Origin of the sequence: Acidovorax sp. LjRoot117, from assembly GCF_964252695.1 — a bacterium.
Lineage (GTDB): Bacteria > Pseudomonadota > Gammaproteobacteria > Burkholderiales > Burkholderiaceae_C > Acidovorax.
In genome coordinates this window covers 145462-160879 of the sequence record NZ_CAXUPO020000005.1, presented here as the reverse complement: position 1 = coordinate 160879, position 15418 = coordinate 145462, and the positions used below count along the sequence as shown (strand labels likewise).

The following is a 15418-nucleotide window of genomic DNA, read 5'->3' as shown; positions in this document are numbered from 1 at the left end:
ATCTTCAGAACGTACGGACCTTGGGAGGCACGCTGTCCACCGTCAGGGGCTTGAGGTTGACGGGCTTGTAGGTCAGGCTGTTGTCGGCGCTGTGCCACAGGGTGTGCTTCATCCACTCCTTGTCGTTGCGGCCCAGCGGGAACTCGGCGTGGTCGGCAGGGTGTTCGTAGTCGTACACGGTGTGTGCGCCACGGCATTCCTTGCGGGCTGCGGCCGAGGTCATCGTGGCCTGGGCCACTTCGATCAGGTTGTCGACTTCCAGCGCTTCCATGCGGGCCGTGTTCCAGACCTTGGACTTGTCCTTCAGGGTCACGCCGCTCACGCGTTCACGGATGGCGTTGATCTTGACCGTGCCTTCGTCCATGCTGGCCTGCGTGCGGAACACACCGGCGTGCAGCTGCATGCCGGCGCGGATGTCGTTGGCCACGTCCTGCGCGTAGATGCCTTCGTTCGAGTCCTGCAGCTGGTTCAGGCGGGCCAGGGTGCGCTCCGCGCCGTCGGCGGGCACGGGCTGGTGTTCGCCGGAGCCCTTGACGAAGTTGACGATGTGCTTGCCGGCCGACTTGCCGAAGACCAGCAGGTCCAGCAGCGAATTGGTGCCCAGGCGGTTGGCGCCGTGCACCGACACGCAGGAGCATTCGCCCACCGCGTACAGGCCGTTGACGATGTGGTTCTGCTGGCCGTCGTGCACGACCACCTGGCCGTTGATGTTGGTGGGGATGCCACCCATCTGGTAGTGGATGGTGGGCACCACGGGGATCGGTTCCTTGGTGATGTCCACGTTGGCGAAGTTGTGGCCGATCTCTTCCACCGATGGCAGGCGCTTCCTGATGGTGTCCGCGCCCAGATGGTCGAGCTTCATCAGGATGTAGTCCTTGTTCGGACCGCAGCCACGGCCTTCCTTGATTTCCTGGTCCATCGAGCGCGACACGAAGTCGCGCGGTGCCAGGTCCTTCAGGGTGGGCGCATAGCGCTCCATGAAGCGTTCGCCATTGCTGTTGAGCAGGATGGCGCCTTCGCCGCGGCAGCCTTCGGTCAGCAGCACGCCCGCGCCGGCCACGCCGGTGGGATGGAACTGCCAGAACTCCATGTCCTGCAGCGGGATGCCGGCGCGTGCCGCCATGCCCAGGCCGTCGCCGGTGTTGATGAAGGCGTTGGTCGATGCCGCGAAGATGCGGCCCGCGCCGCCGGTGGCCAGCAGCACGGCCTTGGCGTGAAGTTCGTACAGGTCGCCGGTTTCCAGCTCCAGCGCGGTCACGCCGACCACGTCGCCCTGGGTGTTGCGGATCAGGTCCAGCGCCATCCACTCCACGAAGAAGTTGGTCTTGGACTTCACGTTCTGCTGGTACAGCGTGTGCAGCATGGCGTGGCCGGTGCGGTCGGCGGCGGCGCAAGCGCGCTGCACGGGCTTTTCACCGTAGTTGGCGGTGTGGCCGCCGAAGGGGCGCTGGTAGATGGTGCCGTCGGGGTTGCGGTCGAACGGCATGCCGAAGTGTTCGAGCTCGATCACCACGTTGGGTGCTTCGCGGCACATGAACTCGATGGCGTCCTGGTCGCCCAGCCAGTCCGAACCCTTGATGGTGTCGTAGAAGTGGTAGTGCCAGTTGTCCTCGCTCATGTTGCCCAGCGATGCGGACACGCCGCCCTGCGCCGCCACGGTGTGCGAGCGGGTGGGGAACACCTTGGACAGGCAGGCCACGTTCAGGCCTGCGCGGGACAGTTCCAGCGATGCGCGCATGCCGGAGCCGCCGGCGCCGACGATGACGACGTCGAACTTGCGCTTGGTGATGTTAGCTTTGGTGTAGCTCATTGTTGTTTGCCTTCAGTCGCGGGGGATCGGTATCAGAGACGCCACAGAACCTGGATGCCCCAGCCGGCGCAGCCGACGAGCCAGACGATGGTGAAAACCTGCAGTGCCAGGCGGATGCCCACGGGCTTGACGTAGTCCATCAGGATTTCGCGCATGCCGATCCACGCGTGCCACGCCAGCGAGATGATCACGGTGAAGGTCAGCACCTTCATCCACTGGGCCGAGAAGATGCCCGCCCATTTGTCGTAGCCCAGGGGGCCTTTGGAGAAGATCACCTGGGCCAGCAGGGCCAGCGTGAACAGGGCCATCAGGATGGCGGTGACGCGCTGGCTGAGCCAGTCGCGCAGGCCGTAGTGAGCGCCGACGACGACGCGTTTGGAACCGTAATTGACAGACATCGCTGCTTTCCTCTGGTGCGGCGGTGTTGGCTGCGGAATGGCAGCAGTCACCGCTTTTTTTATCGGGGGTGGTGGATCGATCAGTACAGGCCGAAGAGCTTGGCGCCCAGCGCGAGGGTCAGCGTGATGCTGACCACGAAGACTGCGATGGACGAGGTCTTGCCGAATTCCTTGTTCACGGCGCTGTGGCTCACGTCCATCCACAGGTGGCGCAGGCCGGCGCTGAAATGGTGCAGGTAAGACCAGATCAGGGCCAGGGCCACGAGCTTGATGAACCAGCCAGGCACGAAGCCGATGCCGATGCTGAACGCCGCGGTGAACCGGGCGAACGAGAATTCAGACGACACCGAGGTGTCGAACATCCAGATGATGAAAGGCAGCAGCAGGAACATGATCAGCCCGCTGCCGCGGTGCAGGATCGACACCCACGCTGCAGGCGTCATGCGGTAGGTGGTCAGGTCCTTGAACGCGTTGATGTTGCGAAATTCAGGCCGTTTTTTGGCGAGCTCGGTCATGTTGAGTGCTTTCGTGGATGTAACTTCTTTGTAATTCGGAGATGCAAAGAACGCAAAATTCTATTGCAACGCAACAACCGGGGTTTCAAGCGGGTCGCAATATTCGAGGTTAATACTCGGGTGCCAGCTTGAAGTCAGCTCAATTCGTTACGGTAGTGGTGGGTGTCGGTCAGGTACAGGCCACGCCGTAACTCCATCGGAACGTCGTTGTAGGTGTAGGCAATGCGCTCCACGCTCAGCAGCGGCGTGGTGGGCGCAATGCCCAGCAGGCCGGCCTGCTCCGCGTCTGGCAGCACGGCCCGGATCTTTTCTTCGGCCCGCACCATGCGCACGCCGAAGTCGAGTTCGAACATCGCGTAGGTGGGGCCCTGGTAGCTGGCCAACTGGTCTGCCGTCAGCCCTTTGAAAGCCTGGCCGGGCAGCCAGATGTCTTCCAGGATGGTGGGCACGCCTGCAAAGGCGAGGATGCGCCGGGCCTGCATGACGGCATCGCCGCTGCGCAAGGCCAGCGCCCGCGCCACTTCGGCATTGGCCCGCACGCGGCGGCAGTCGATCACGCGGCGCTGGGCGGGGCCCTCGACGCGGGCGTCGCCGGTGTCGGGCAGTAGTTTCAGAAAGCGGTACTGCACATGCTGCTCGGCATGTGTGGCCACGAACGTGCCCTTGCCCTGGCGGCGCATGACCAGATTCTCGGCCGCCAGTTCGTCGATCGCCTTGCGCACCGTGCCCTGGCTGACCCGAAAGCGGGCGGCCAGCTCCATCTCGCTAGGAATGGCTTCGCCGGGCTTCCATTCGCCCTGTTGCAGGCTCTGCAGGATCAGTCCCTTGATCTGCTGGTACAGCGGGCTGAACGCCGGCGTGGCACCGCCCGCGGTGCCCGGTGGCGCAGCAGGGTTGTCGGCGGCGAAAGGAAGCGAGGACATGGCAGGCGGGCGCGGTGGAGCCCTGCGTTGCGGCAGGGATTTGCGGACGACGAAGAGGCCTCAATCATATCTTATATAAGACATAAGACAAATTGACCGGGGTGTCCAATCAGCGGTACACTCCAAGGCTGTTTTGCGGGGCACGGGCTGCTGGTAACAGAGGCTGGTGCTTGTTTGCATCACCTTCTGTTTTTTCACTTCCTGGAGTTTTCACCATGAGCAAGAAGCCTGTTCGCGTGGCCGTTACCGGCGCCGCTGGCCAAATCGGTTACGCCCTGCTGTTTCGCATCGCCTCCGGCGAAATGCTGGGCAAGGACCAGCCCGTCATTCTTCAACTGCTCGAAATCCCCGACGAGAAGGCCCAGAACGCCCTGAAGGGCGTGATCATGGAGCTGGAAGACTGCGCATTCCCGCTGCTGGCCGGCATCGAAGCCCACAGCGACCCGCTGCAGGCCTTCAAGGACACCGACTACGCCCTGCTGGTGGGTGCCCGTCCTCGCGGCCCCGGCATGGAGCGCGCCGACCTGCTGGCCGCCAACGCCCAGATCTTCACCGCCCAGGGCAAGGCCCTGAACGCAGTGGCTTCGCGCAACGTCAAGGTGCTGGTGGTGGGCAACCCCGCCAACACCAACGCCTACATCGCCATGAAGTCGGCCCCCGACCTGCCAGCGAAGAACTTCACCGCCATGCTGCGCCTGGACCACAACCGCGCTGCCTCGCAACTGGCGGCCAAGACCGGCACCAAGGTGGGCGATATCCGCAAGCTGACCGTGTGGGGCAACCACTCGCCCACCATGTACGCCGACTACCGCTTTGCCACCACCAACGGCAAGTCGATCAAGGACCTGGTGAACGACCAGGTCTGGAACGCCGACACCTTCCTGCCCACCGTGGGCAAGCGCGGCGCGGCCATCATCGCCGCCCGCGGCCTGTCGTCGGCCGCTTCGGCTGCCAACGCCGCCATCGACCACATCCGCGACTGGGCCCTGGGCTCCAATGGCGAGTGGGTCACGATGGGCGTGCCATCGAACGGCGAATACGGCATTCCTGCCGGCATCGTGTTCGGCTTCCCGGTCACCACCGAAAACGGCGAGTACAAGATCGTCGAAGGCCTGGAGATCGATGCCTTCTCGCAAGAAGCCATCAACAAGACCCTGGCCGAGCTGCAAGGCGAGCAGGACGGCGTCAAGCACCTGCTGTAAACCCAGCCCGCACCATGCAGCCGACGCCACAGGCATCGGGCCTTCGGGCCGCCCCAGCCCCTGAACAGGGGCAGGGCGCTGCGCAACCCCATCCGCGCGATGTGCTTCTAGGCGCCCAGGCGCAGACTGGTTTTCTGCCGGTCTGCGACCACTACAGCGGCGTGGAAGCGCGCATGCGCAAAAGCCTGCAATTGCAGGCCGAGATGACGCAAGAGTTCGGAACCTGCGTCTTTGATGTCACCCTCGATTGCGAGGACGGGGCGCCCGTCGGTCTGGAGTCCGAGCACGCGCGGCTGGTGGCCGCACTGGCCGTTGCCGCAGCCCCCGGCGCCCGCGTGGCCGCCCGTGTGCATGCGGTGGACCATCCCGCATTCGCCAACGACGTGGCCGTGATCGCCGGCGAGGCGGGCCACAGGCTGTGCCACATCATGGTGCCCAAGGTCGAGTCGGTGGACGATGTCCTGCTGGCCGAGCGCGCCATCGACCGCGCGTCGCCCTCGCAGCTGCCCATCCATGTGCTGATCGAATCCCCGGCGGCTGTGCACCGTGCCTTCGAGATCGCAGCCCATCCCCGCGTGCAGAGCCTGAGCTTCGGGCTCATGGACTTCGTGTCGGCCCATGCCGGTGCGATCCCGGCCCATGGCATGACGTCGGCCGGGCAGTTCACGCACCCGCTGGTGGTGCGCGCCAAGCTGGAGATCGCCGCGGCCTGCCACGCGCACGGCAAGGTCCCGTCCCATTGTGTGGTGACTGAGTTCGCCGACACGGCGGCCATGCAACGTGCGGCCAGCCAGGCGGCCCACGAGCTGGGCTACACCCGCATGTGGAGCATCCACCCGGCGCAGATCCGCCCCATCCTGCAAGCGTTCGCGCCGCAGCAGGACGATATCGAGCATGCTTCCAAAATAATAGCGGCTGCCGCCGATGCTGATTGGGCTCCGATCAGCATGGACGGCACGCTGCACGACCGTGCCAGCTACCGTTTCTTCTGGCAGGTCATCGAGCGCGCCCACAGCACCGGGCGCGCGCTTCCCCAGGCGGTGCGCCATTGGTTTGACGCGCCGGCTTTCGCTTGAGTTGTAGATACCCGCCCACACCCCCACGCAGGACCCTCCATGAAATTCCTTATCGCCTCTGCCTTGATGCTGCTGGCCCCAGCCCTCGCCCTGGCGCAGACGGACGCCAAGCCTGCGGCCAAGTCTGAAACCAAGGCCGCTGCCAAGCCTGCCGCCAAGCCGGCGGCGAAGTCCGAAGCCAAGTCTGCCAAGTCCTCTGAGAAGGCGGCCCCCAAGAAGGCCGTGGCCAAGAGCGAACCCACCAGCAGCCGCACGCAGCTCAAGAGCGCGACCAACCAGGTGGCCGCCGGCATCATTGCCGCTGAAGCTGCGCTGTCGCCTGCCGAGCTGGCCATTGCCGATCGCGTGCACACCGGCCGCATCCCCTGCGAGCTGGGCGCCTTCGTGACGGTGACTGCCGAGCCTGCATCGCCCGGCCACTTCCACGTGGAAGGCAAGGGCTTCAAGTACTTCATGTCGCCCGTGGCCACCACCACCGGCACCGTGCGCCTGGAAGACCAGAAGGGCGGCGCGGTCTGGCTGCAGATCGGCAACAAGTCCATGCTGATGAACCAGAAGGTCGGCCAGCGCCTGGCGGACGAATGCATGAGCCCCGAGCAGCAACTGGTGGCCGAGGCCATCAAGAAGAACCCGCCCGTCAGCGTGCTGGAGCCGATGTCGGCCAAGTAGCCAGCCCTGCCGGGCCGGATTTGCCGCACACCGCCCGCATGACAACCCCATAACAACACAGACATAAAGACAGACTGAACTGCGTGCAGCCGGCCGTGCCGTCACGATGACGGTGCCAGCCGCCGCATGCCGCCCCACTTTAGAACGCAACCGGAGAAAAATGATGTTGAAAGCCTACCGTGACCATGTGGCCGAGCGCGCCGCCCTGGGCATCCCGCCGCTGCCGCTCGAAGCCAAGCAAGTGGCCGAGCTGATCGAGCTGATCAAGAACCCGCCCGCCGGCGAAGACGCTTTCCTGCTGGACCTGCTCACGCACCGCGTGCCGCCCGGCGTAGACGACGCTGCCAAGGTCAAGGCCAGCTTCCTGGCCGCCGTGGCGCACGGCGACATCCAGGTGAGCCTGATCTCCAAGTCCAAGGCCACCGAGCTGCTGGGCACCATGGTGGGTGGCTACAACGTGCACCCGCTGATCGAACTGCTGGACGACGCCGAAGTGGCGGGTGTGGCCGCTGACGCGCTCAAGAAGACGCTGCTGATGTTCGACTTCTTCAACGACGTGGCGACCAAGGCCAAGGCCGGCAACGCCAAGGCGCAGGAAGTCATGCAGAGCTGGGCCAACGCCGAGTGGTTCACCTCGCGCCCCGAGGTCGACAAGAAGATCACCGTCACCGTGTTCAAGGTGCCCGGCGAAACCAACACCGACGACCTGTCGCCCGCACCCGATGCCTGGAGCCGTCCCGACATCCCGCTGCACTACCTGGCGATGCTCAAGAACACCCGTCCCGACGCGGCCTTCAAGCCCGAAGAAGACGGCAAGCGCGGCCCGATGCAGTTCATCGACGACCTGAAGAAGAAGGGCCACCTGGTCGCCTACGTGGGCGACGTGGTGGGCACCGGCTCGTCGCGCAAGTCGGCCACCAACTCCATCGTCTGGGCCACCGGCCAGGACATTCCGTTCGTGCCCAACAAGCGCTTCGGCGGTGTCACGCTGGGCGGCAAGATCGCCCCCATCTTCTTCAACACGCAGGAGGACTCGGGCTCGCTGCCGATCGAAGTGGACGTCTCCAAGCTGGAGATGGGTGACGTCATCGACGTGATGCCCTACGACGGCAAGATCGTCAAGGACGGCGCCACCGTGGCGGAGTTCCAGCTCAAGAGCGACGTGCTGTTCGACGAAGTGCGCGCTGGCGGCCGCATCAACCTCATCATCGGCCGCTCGCTGACGAGCAAGGCCCGCGAATTCCTGGGCCTGCCAGCCTCCACCGTGTTCCGCCTGCCGACGCCCCCCGTGGCCACGCAGGCCGGCTTCACGCTGGCGCAGAAGATGGTCGGCCGCGCTGTCGGCCTGCCCGAAGGCCAGGGCGTGCGCCCCGGTACCTACTGCGAACCCAAGATGACCACAGTGGGCTCGCAGGACACCACCGGCCCCATGACGCGCGACGAGCTCAAGGACCTGGCCTGCCTGGGCTTCTCGGCCGACCTCGTGATGCAGTCCTTCTGCCACACGGCTGCCTACCCCAAGCCCGTGGACGTGAAGACCCACCGCGAACTGCCAGCGTTCATCTCCAATCGCGGCGGTGTGGCCCTGCGTCCTGGCGACGGCGTGATCCACAGCTGGCTCAACCGCCTGCTGCTGCCCGATACCGTGGGCACCGGCGGCGACTCGCACACGCGTTTCCCCATCGGCATCTCGTTCCCTGCGGGCTCCGGACTCGTGGCCTTCGGCGCTGCCACCGGCGTGATGCCGCTGGACATGCCTGAGTCCATCCTGGTGCGCTTCAAGGGCGAAATGCAGCCCGGCGTGACCCTGCGCGACCTAGTGCACGCGATTCCGCTGTACGCCATCAAGCAGGGCCTGCTGACGGTGGCCAAGGCCGGCAAGATCAACGCATTCTCGGGCCGCGTGCTCGAGATCGAAGGCCTGCCGGACCTCAAGGTCGAGCAAGCCTTCGAGCTGTCCGACGCGTCCGCCGAGCGCTCCGCCGCCGGCTGCACGATCAAGCTCAACCCCGAGCCGATCAAGGAATACCTGACGTCCAACATCGTTCTGATGAAGAACATGATCGCCGACGGTTATGCCGACGCCAAGACGCTGCAGCGCCGCATCGAGAAGGTCGAAGCCTGGCTGGCCAAGCCCGACCTGCTCGAAGCCGACAAGGACGCCGAGTACGCCGCCGTGATCGAGATCGACCTGGCCGACATCAAGGAACCCATCGTCTGCTGCCCCAACGATCCGGACGACGCCAAGTTCCTGTCCGAAGTGTCGGGCACCAAGATCGACGAAGCCTTCATCGGCTCGTGCATGACCAACATCGGCCACTTCCGCGCTGCAGCCAAGCTGCTGGGCGGCCAGCGCGACATCCCCGTCAAGCTGTGGGTGGCACCGCCCACCAAGATGGACGAGAGCGAGCTGATCAAGGAAGGCCACTACGCTGCGTTCGGCACGGCCGGTGCGCGCACCGAAATGCCCGGCTGCTCGCTGTGCATGGGCAACCAGGCGCAGGTGCGTGAAGGCGCGACGGTGATCTCCACCTCGACCCGCAACTTCCCCAACCGCCTGGGCAAGAACACCAACGTGTTCCTCGGCTCGGCCGAACTCGCCGCCATCGCCTCGCGCCTGGGCTACCTGCCTTCCAAGGAAGAGTACCTCAAGGAAATGGGCGTGATCGATGCCGACAAGGCGAGCGTGTACCGCTACATGAACTTCGATCAGATCGAAGAGTACGCGGAGGCCGCCAAGGCTGCACCTGTGTCGGCGGCCGTGGCCTGCTGATCCCGCGGCGGCGGCCAGACCGTTGCCTGCCAAGCGGCCCTTCGGGGCCGCTTTTTTTATGGGTGCCCGAGTTGTGGGAGGGGGCTCGTGACAGTGGTTTGTCGGCAACATGACAGTCACCGATTTGTCATATGTTAGGCAGCTAAGCTCGCGGCATAACAACAACCACCACGACAAGGGAGGGATTCATGAAAAACACAATGGGGCGCGCAGGGGCGCTGGTGTTCAGCGCGATTTTTGCCGTCGCCTTCGGCCTGGGGGGCTACTTCTTCGGTTTGAAGCCTCTGGCTCAGACACTGTGGACCGCCTGGCAGGTGGGGCAGTGGCAGCAGGTACCTGCGCAGGTGATCAGCGCCGAGCTGAAGCGGCACCCGGGCAGCAAGGGCGGCACGACGTACGAAGTGCAGGCCCGCTACCGCTACGAGTTCAACGGCGCGCGCCACGAGGGAACACGGGTGGGGCTCGATGCGCAGAGCGGGTCCGACAACATCGGCGACTGGCACCAGCAGTGGCACGGCCGGCTGCAGCAGGCGCAGGCCCGCGACCAGCCCATCACGGTACGGGTGAATCCGGACAACCCTGCCCAGTCGCTGATCGATTCTTCCATCCGGTGGCGGCTGCAGATCTTTCGCTTGCCGTTTGCTCTGATCTTCACCGCGGTGGGGGTGGTGGCGGCTTGTGTCTTTGTGCTGCTGCTCATCGGTCGCGACGAGTCGATGGGCCTGGCGCAGCCCGCGCAGGGCGAGCTGCCAGCCAGTAGGCCGGCCCCGCGCAATTCACTGCACGGCACGGCGGTCGGGGCCTGGATTTTCAGCCTGCTGTGGTGCGGCCTGTCGTTCCCCATGGCCGCGCTGCTCTGGTCCGACCGCAATGCGTCGGGCTGGGCCCAGGGGTTCATCGGCGTCTTCGTGCTGGTCGGTGTGCTGATGCTGGGCCTGGCCATCCGCCAGACCCGCATGGTGTGGCGCTACCGGGGCTCGGCGTTCACCTCGTTGCCCCAGCAGCCCCAGGCGGGCCGCTTGGTGGAGGTCACGCTGCGGTTGCCGCACCGTGCTGCTGCACAGCCCGGCGCCCAGGCCCTGCGCCTGCGCCTGGCGCAGTACCGGGTGGATGAATCGAGCTCCGGCTCGCCCGAGCGGCAGGTCGAAGCGGTGGACGCCCCGGCTTCGCTGCAGCCCACGCCCGACGGCGGCCTGCGGCTGGTCGCACGCTTCGAGGTGCCGCCAGACGCACCCGCCCACGGTGCGCAGCGGGGCCGGGAGCGGGTCGACTGGAGGGTCGAACTGCTGGGGGCCGATGGTTCGGTGGAGCTGTCCTACGACCTGCCCGTCAAGGCCGCCCCCGTGGGTTTTGGCGATTCGGTGCCCGAGGACCGCTTCGACCCCCGCGCCGTGTGGAAGCGCGAGGAGCCCATTGCCCCGCCAGAAGCTGCGCAGATCGCGGGCAGCATCCCCGCGTGGCCTGCAGGCGCTGTCCTGCAGGAGTTGCCGCAGGGCGTGCAGATCAGCTTTGAGCAGCAGGCCTGGCGCTGGGGAGCCGGCATCGCGCTGGCGGCGCTGGCCATGGAATGGCTCGTCAATGACCGTATCGGCCTGCATGGCGTGGTGCTGCCCCGGTCGTGGGGCGGGCTGGCCGTGACGGCAGGGCTGCTGGCCGTGGCGCTGCACGCGGCAACGCGCAATTGGGTGACCCGGGTGCAGGACGATGGCGTGGTGGCGCGCTGCAGCTCCTGGATGTGGACCACCGTGAGATCGGTGGCGGGCGATGCCAGCCAGTCGCTGGTGCACAAGGTCGTGTATGCCACGGGCAGCGGCAGCGCACAGAACAACCACCACGCGGTGTATGGCCGCAACGCGCAGGGCACGCTGGTGCAGCTCACGCCGGCGCTGAACGGGCCCGATGCTGCGGCCGGCGTGGGCCGGGCCATTGCCAAGGCCTGGCAGGACCGCCGCGGCCGCTTCACGCCGGGCGCACGGCGTTCGCAGCGCCAGGACGTGTCGCGCCCCGCCTGGGGCTGGTTGTTCATCGGCGCAGTGGTTGTGGCCCTGTGGTGGGCGCCACGCAGTCCCGTGGGCGTCGCCACCATCAACGCAGCCGGCGGTGCCGCGTCGCACCGGACCTGGTCGGGCCCGGACGGCCGGCTGATGGATGCGCAGAACGCGGGCGATGCCGCTGCGCTGGAGCAGGCCCTGCGCGATGGCGCCAACCCGAACCTGCTGGCGGACAACGGGTCTTCCATGTTGATGCTGGCGGCGCACCGGGGGCAGATGGCCCACGTGGAGCTGCTGCTCAAGGCGGGCGCGCAGCCGGACCTGCGCCAGACGCAGAAAGACAGCGAGCGGGGCGACACCGCGCTGCTGCGCGCTTTTTGGGGCGGCCATCTGGCCGTGGCGCAGCGGCTGGTGCAGGCCGGTGCCAGCCTGCAAGCCCGCAACCGCTGGGACTGGGGCCCCGTGCACATGGCTGCGCAAAGCGGGTGCGTGCCGTGCCTGCAATGGCTGGCCGACCAGGGCCAGCCGCTGGACGAACCCGCACCCGCCAGCCGCGGCGAGACGCCCGCCATGCTGGCGGCCGCCAAAGGCCGGGTGGCGGTGCTGCAGTGGCTGGAGGGCCGCGGCATCGACCTGTGGCGCCGCGACCCGCACGGCAAGACGGCCCTGGATTGGGCACGCTTCGGCCAGCAGGCCGACGCCGAGCGCTGGCTCCTGGAGCGCCAGCGCTGACGCGGCTCCCTGCGGCTCGATGCGGCGCGACGCGAGAGTGGGGCGCCGTGATGGAAATGCGGGCTGAGAGAAGGTGCAGGCAGCGAGGCCACGACAGGGACATCGGCCAGAAAGAACCGTGAGCCAGCCACGGAACGTTCGCGTGACGCCGCGATCACATTCCGCAGAACCATAACAACTCGGCATCCACGATGTTCAAGTCCTTCTTTTTCTCCCGCCGGTGGTGGGCCTGGTCGATCCTCGGCTCCATCGTCATCCTGCTGGCCACCTGGTACCGCGTCGAGCTCGACGTGCAGATCAACGACTGGTTCGGCAGCTTCTACGACCTGGTGCAAAAGGGCCTGAGCCAGCCCGGCAGCATCACGATGCAGGAGTTCTGGCGCCAGCTGTCCACCTTCACGCACGTGGCCATGCTGTACGTGACCACGGCGGTGCTGGTGGACTTTTTCTCCAAGCACTACATCTTTCGCTGGCGACAGGCCATGAACGAGCACTACATGGCCGCCTGGCCCCGGCTGCGCCACATCGAAGGCGCGGCGCAGCGGGTGCAGGAGGACACGATGCGCTTCGCCCGCATCATGGAAGACCTGGGGCTGAGCTTCATGCGCAGCCTGATGACGCTGGCCGCGTTTTTGCCCATCCTGTGGACGCTCTCGGACAAGGTCACGGCGCTGCCGGTGCTGGGTGCCGTGCCGCACTCGCTGGTCTGGGTGGCGCTGCTGTGGTCGCTGGGCGGCACGCTGCTGCTGGCGCTGGTGGGCGTGAAGCTGCCGGGGCTCGAATTCCAGAACCAGCGTGTGGAGGCGGCCTACCGCAAGGAACTGGTGCTGGGCGAGGACGATGCGGCCCGCGCATCCCCGCCCACTGCCGCCGCGTTGTTCCAGGACGTGCGGCGCAACTACTTCCGGCTGTTCTTCCACTACCTGTATTTCGACGTCGTGAAATGGTCCTACCTGCAGGTGAGCGTGCTCGTGCCGCTGGTGGCGCTCGGGCCCACGCTGGTGGCCGGGGCCATCACGCTGGGGGTGATGCAGCAGATCGCGCGGGCGTTCGACAAGGTGCTCGAGTCGTTCCAGTTCCTGGTGCTGAACTGGAGCACGGTGGTGGAGCAGATCTCGGTCTACAAGCGCCTGCGCGCCTTCGAGCGGCAGATGACGGCGCCGATGGCAGAGGGGCTGGCGGGCTGAGGCGGCAGAGCAGGGCGGGCGCCGGCTGGTACCTGCACCGCGGGCCATTCGTTGGCCTGGCAGTGACTTGCTATATTTTTAATAGCTGCTGGCGCTTTTCTAGAGCGCGGTAGCGCCATTTTTTATTCGATATTCGGGCTGCAGCAGCGCCCACTGGTCATTCGCGTGCAGTGGGCGTCGCGCCCGCCACCAGGTGCTGCAGCAGTTGCAGCGCATGCTGCGGCAGCTCGCCGGGGCTGCGGGTGCACAGCACCAGGCTGCGATGGGCCCACCCGTCGGTCAGCCGCAGAGCCTTGATGCCGTGCGCACGGCGGTGCCGTTGGGCGGCGGCCAGGGGCACGATGCCCACTCCGGCGCCCAGCCCCACCAGTTGGCAGACGGCCTCGAAGTGCCGCAGCCGCACCCGAAAGCGCAGCCGCTGGCCCATGCGCTGGGCGTGCCGCGCCACATGGCTTTGCAGTGCGCTGCCTTCGGCCAGGCCGATGAAGTCCAGGTGCGCCGCGTCGGCCAGCGCCAGCCGCGGCGCGCTGGCCAGGGCATGGTGGCGCGGTACGACCAGCACCAGCGGGTCCGGCCGCAGCGCCCAGGTGGCAAGCCCTCGCAGGTCCGCCGCATCCGACGCCAGGCCCATGTCGCACAGGCTGGAACGCACGGCATCTGCCACGTCTTCGCTCGGGGCTTCCTGCACATCGATGGAGATGCGCGGGTGCTGCTGCAGAAAGCCCGCCATCGCCGCCGGCAGAAATTCGCTCAGGGCCGACGAGTTGCAGCGCAGGCGCACGTGGCCCGCCAGGCCGTTGCCGTAGTCGCCCAGGTCGCCGCGCAGGTGCTCCATCTGGCGCAGCACCAGCCGGGCGTGGTGCAGCAGCGTGTGGCCCGCCGGCGTGGGCTGCACGCCCCGCTGGGCGCGCACCAGCAGCGGCACGCCCAGCGCGTCTTCCATGCCGCGAATGCGCTCGCTGGCCGATGCCAGCGCCATGTGGCTGCGCTCGGCGCCGCCGGTGATGGTGCCCGCCTCGTGCACGTGCACGAAAAGCCGCAGGTCGGTCAGGTCAAAGCGCATGGGCGCAAAACTACCACAGCCCACTGCAGCAGGCTTCGGCTGTGCCTGAGGCTGGCTGCGCGGCTTCCGCATTTCCAGGCGCGCCGGTGTTGCGAACAATGCGCCCATGGCCCTCCGCATGGTGCGGGCCGCGGAGTACTGGCGATGCATCAGACGAAACCTGCCGGATACCGGCGTGCGGCGCGCAAGGCCCGGCGCATGCCGGCGGAGCCGCACCCATGACGGGCCTCGGCCTGGGCGCCCACGGCGAAACGTGGCTGGTGGCGATGGCTGCCGTGTTCGTGCTCGCGGGCTGCATCAAGGGCGTGGTGGGCCTGGGGCTGCCCACCGTGTCGATGGCCTTGCTGGCGCTGCTGGTGATACCGGCCGAGGCGGCGGCGCTGCTCATCGTGCCGTCGCTGGTCACCAACCTCTGGCAGCTGCGCCCCTGGGCCACGCTGTGGCCGCTGCTGCGCCGCCTGGGTGGCCTGCAGTGGGGCATCTGCGCGGGCACGTGGCTGGGCGCCTGGCTGCTGGGGGCGCCAGCCGGGGCCTGGTCGCGCGCCTTGCTGGGCGTGGCGCTCATCGCCTATGCGGTGTGGGGACTGCTGGGGGCGCGCCTGCATGTACCGCCCCGGGCGGAGGCCTGGCTGTCGCCCCTGGTGGGCCTGGCCACGGGCGGGGTCACGGCCGCCACCGGCGTGTTCGTGGTGCCCGCCGTGCCCTACCTGCAGGCCCTGGGCCTGCACCGGGATGCGCTGGTGCAGGCGATGGGCCTGTGCTTTACCGTGTCCACCCTGGCGCTGGCGGGTGGGCTGGCGCTCAATGCGAGCTACCCGGTCTCGACCCTGGTGTTGTCCGCGTGGATGCTGGTGCCCGCACTGCTGGGCATGGCCCTGGGCACGCGCATCCGCCAGCGCATGTCGGCCGTGTGGTTCAGGCGCTGCCTGATGGTGGGGCTGCTGGCCCTGGGGGTGTACATGGTGGCGGATGTGGTGGCCTGGCACGGCTTTGCATCTCGGTGACGGCGGCTGGCAAAGCGCTCCTGGCGCCGTTGTCGGGTCTTGCCGTCCTTGCAGTACTGTCTGCGACCCAACGCC

12 protein-coding genes are annotated in these 15418 nt (G+C 66.9%); 7 read left to right on the top strand and 5 right to left on the bottom strand.

Annotation, left to right across the window (positions count from 1 at the left end):
- Positions 1-4: 4 nt before the first annotated feature.
- The 4 genes from sdhA to ACSQ3D_RS15870 form a co-directional block, all read right to left on the bottom strand.
- Positions 5-1810 carry a succinate dehydrogenase flavoprotein subunit gene (gene sdhA, locus ACSQ3D_RS15885; RefSeq protein WP_056419025.1) on the bottom strand — a complete coding sequence of 602 codons (1806 nt, stop codon included), beginning with the start codon at positions 1808-1810 and terminating at the stop codon, positions 5-7.
- 32 nt (positions 1811-1842) lie between these two features.
- Positions 1843-2208 (bottom strand): succinate dehydrogenase, hydrophobic membrane anchor protein, encoded by a 366-nt coding sequence (gene sdhD / locus ACSQ3D_RS15880; RefSeq protein ID WP_056170214.1) that lies wholly within the window; start codon positions 2206-2208, stop codon positions 1843-1845.
- 80 nt (positions 2209-2288) lie between these two features.
- A complete protein-coding gene (sdhC, locus tag ACSQ3D_RS15875) occupies positions 2289-2723 on the bottom strand; it encodes a succinate dehydrogenase, cytochrome b556 subunit (protein ID WP_056170211.1) in 435 nt (144 codons plus the stop codon).
- Between the two features lie 134 nt (positions 2724-2857).
- Positions 2858-3646 (bottom strand): GntR family transcriptional regulator, encoded by a 789-nt coding sequence (locus ACSQ3D_RS15870; protein WP_056170208.1) that lies wholly within the window; start codon positions 3644-3646, stop codon positions 2858-2860.
- A 215-nt stretch (positions 3647-3861) separates the two neighbouring features.
- Between ACSQ3D_RS15870 and ACSQ3D_RS15865 the strand changes: the two genes are divergently transcribed.
- The 6 genes from ACSQ3D_RS15865 (at position 3862) to sbmA (ending at position 13276) form a co-directional block, all read left to right on the top strand.
- On the top strand, positions 3862-4848 hold the full coding sequence (locus ACSQ3D_RS15865) for a malate dehydrogenase (RefSeq protein ID WP_056419023.1): 987 nt from the start codon (positions 3862-3864) through the stop codon (positions 4846-4848).
- A 14-nt stretch (positions 4849-4862) separates the two neighbouring features.
- Positions 4863-5924 (top strand): HpcH/HpaI aldolase/citrate lyase family protein, encoded by a 1062-nt coding sequence (locus ACSQ3D_RS15860; RefSeq protein WP_396503965.1) that lies wholly within the window; start codon positions 4863-4865, stop codon positions 5922-5924.
- Between the two features lie 39 nt (positions 5925-5963).
- Positions 5964-6593 (top strand): hypothetical protein, encoded by a 630-nt coding sequence (locus ACSQ3D_RS15855; protein WP_436127554.1) that lies wholly within the window; start codon positions 5964-5966, stop codon positions 6591-6593.
- A gap of 163 nt (positions 6594-6756) precedes the next feature.
- Positions 6757-9366, top strand: a complete 2610-nt coding sequence (gene acnB / locus ACSQ3D_RS15850) for a bifunctional aconitate hydratase 2/2-methylisocitrate dehydratase (RefSeq protein WP_436127553.1) — start codon at positions 6757-6759, stop codon at positions 9364-9366.
- Positions 9367-9554: 188 nt separating this feature from the next.
- Complete coding sequence (locus ACSQ3D_RS15845) at positions 9555-12089, top strand: ankyrin repeat domain-containing protein (protein ID WP_436127552.1); 2535 nt, start codon at positions 9555-9557, stop codon at positions 12087-12089.
- A gap of 191 nt (positions 12090-12280) precedes the next feature.
- Complete coding sequence (gene sbmA / locus ACSQ3D_RS15840) at positions 12281-13276, top strand: peptide antibiotic transporter SbmA (RefSeq protein WP_056170194.1); 996 nt, start codon at positions 12281-12283, stop codon at positions 13274-13276.
- Between the two features lie 157 nt (positions 13277-13433).
- Here the strand turns inward: sbmA and ACSQ3D_RS15835 are convergent, their stop codons facing one another.
- Positions 13434-14339 (bottom strand): LysR family transcriptional regulator, encoded by a 906-nt coding sequence (locus tag ACSQ3D_RS15835; protein ID WP_436127551.1) that lies wholly within the window; start codon positions 14337-14339, stop codon positions 13434-13436.
- 218 nt (positions 14340-14557) lie between these two features.
- Between ACSQ3D_RS15835 and ACSQ3D_RS15830 the strand changes: the two genes are divergently transcribed.
- Entirely contained in the window at positions 14558-15343 is a 786-nt protein-coding gene (locus ACSQ3D_RS15830; RefSeq protein ID WP_436127550.1) for a sulfite exporter TauE/SafE family protein, read from the top strand.
- Positions 15344-15418: the final 75 nt, after the last annotated feature.

Excerpts from the sequence above, each read along its gene's own strand:
- ACSQ3D_RS15855 (WP_436127554.1), top strand. The coding sequence starts at position 5,964 with ATGAAATTCCTTATCGCCTCTGCCTTGATGCTGCTGGCCCCAGCCCTC.
- ACSQ3D_RS15870 (WP_056170208.1), bottom strand. The coding sequence starts at position 3,646 with ATGTCCTCGCTTCCTTTCGCCGCCGACAACCCTGCTGCGCCACCGGGC.
- sdhA (WP_056419025.1), bottom strand. The coding sequence starts at position 1,810 with ATGAGCTACACCAAAGCTAACATCACCAAGCGCAAGTTCGACGTCGTC.
- ACSQ3D_RS15830 (WP_436127550.1), top strand. The coding sequence starts at position 14,558 with ATGACGGGCCTCGGCCTGGGCGCCCACGGCGAAACGTGGCTGGTGGCG.
- sdhD (WP_056170214.1), bottom strand. The coding sequence starts at position 2,208 with ATGTCTGTCAATTACGGTTCCAAACGCGTCGTCGTCGGCGCTCACTAC.
- sbmA (WP_056170194.1), top strand. The coding sequence starts at position 12,281 with ATGTTCAAGTCCTTCTTTTTCTCCCGCCGGTGGTGGGCCTGGTCGATC.
- ACSQ3D_RS15865 (WP_056419023.1), top strand. The coding sequence starts at position 3,862 with ATGAGCAAGAAGCCTGTTCGCGTGGCCGTTACCGGCGCCGCTGGCCAA.
- sdhC (WP_056170211.1), bottom strand. The coding sequence starts at position 2,723 with ATGACCGAGCTCGCCAAAAAACGGCCTGAATTTCGCAACATCAACGCG.
- ACSQ3D_RS15835 (WP_436127551.1), bottom strand. The coding sequence starts at position 14,339 with ATGCGCTTTGACCTGACCGACCTGCGGCTTTTCGTGCACGTGCACGAG.
- ACSQ3D_RS15860 (WP_396503965.1), top strand. The coding sequence starts at position 4,863 with ATGCAGCCGACGCCACAGGCATCGGGCCTTCGGGCCGCCCCAGCCCCT.
- ACSQ3D_RS15845 (WP_436127552.1), top strand. The coding sequence starts at position 9,555 with ATGAAAAACACAATGGGGCGCGCAGGGGCGCTGGTGTTCAGCGCGATT.
- acnB (WP_436127553.1), top strand. The coding sequence starts at position 6,757 with ATGTTGAAAGCCTACCGTGACCATGTGGCCGAGCGCGCCGCCCTGGGC.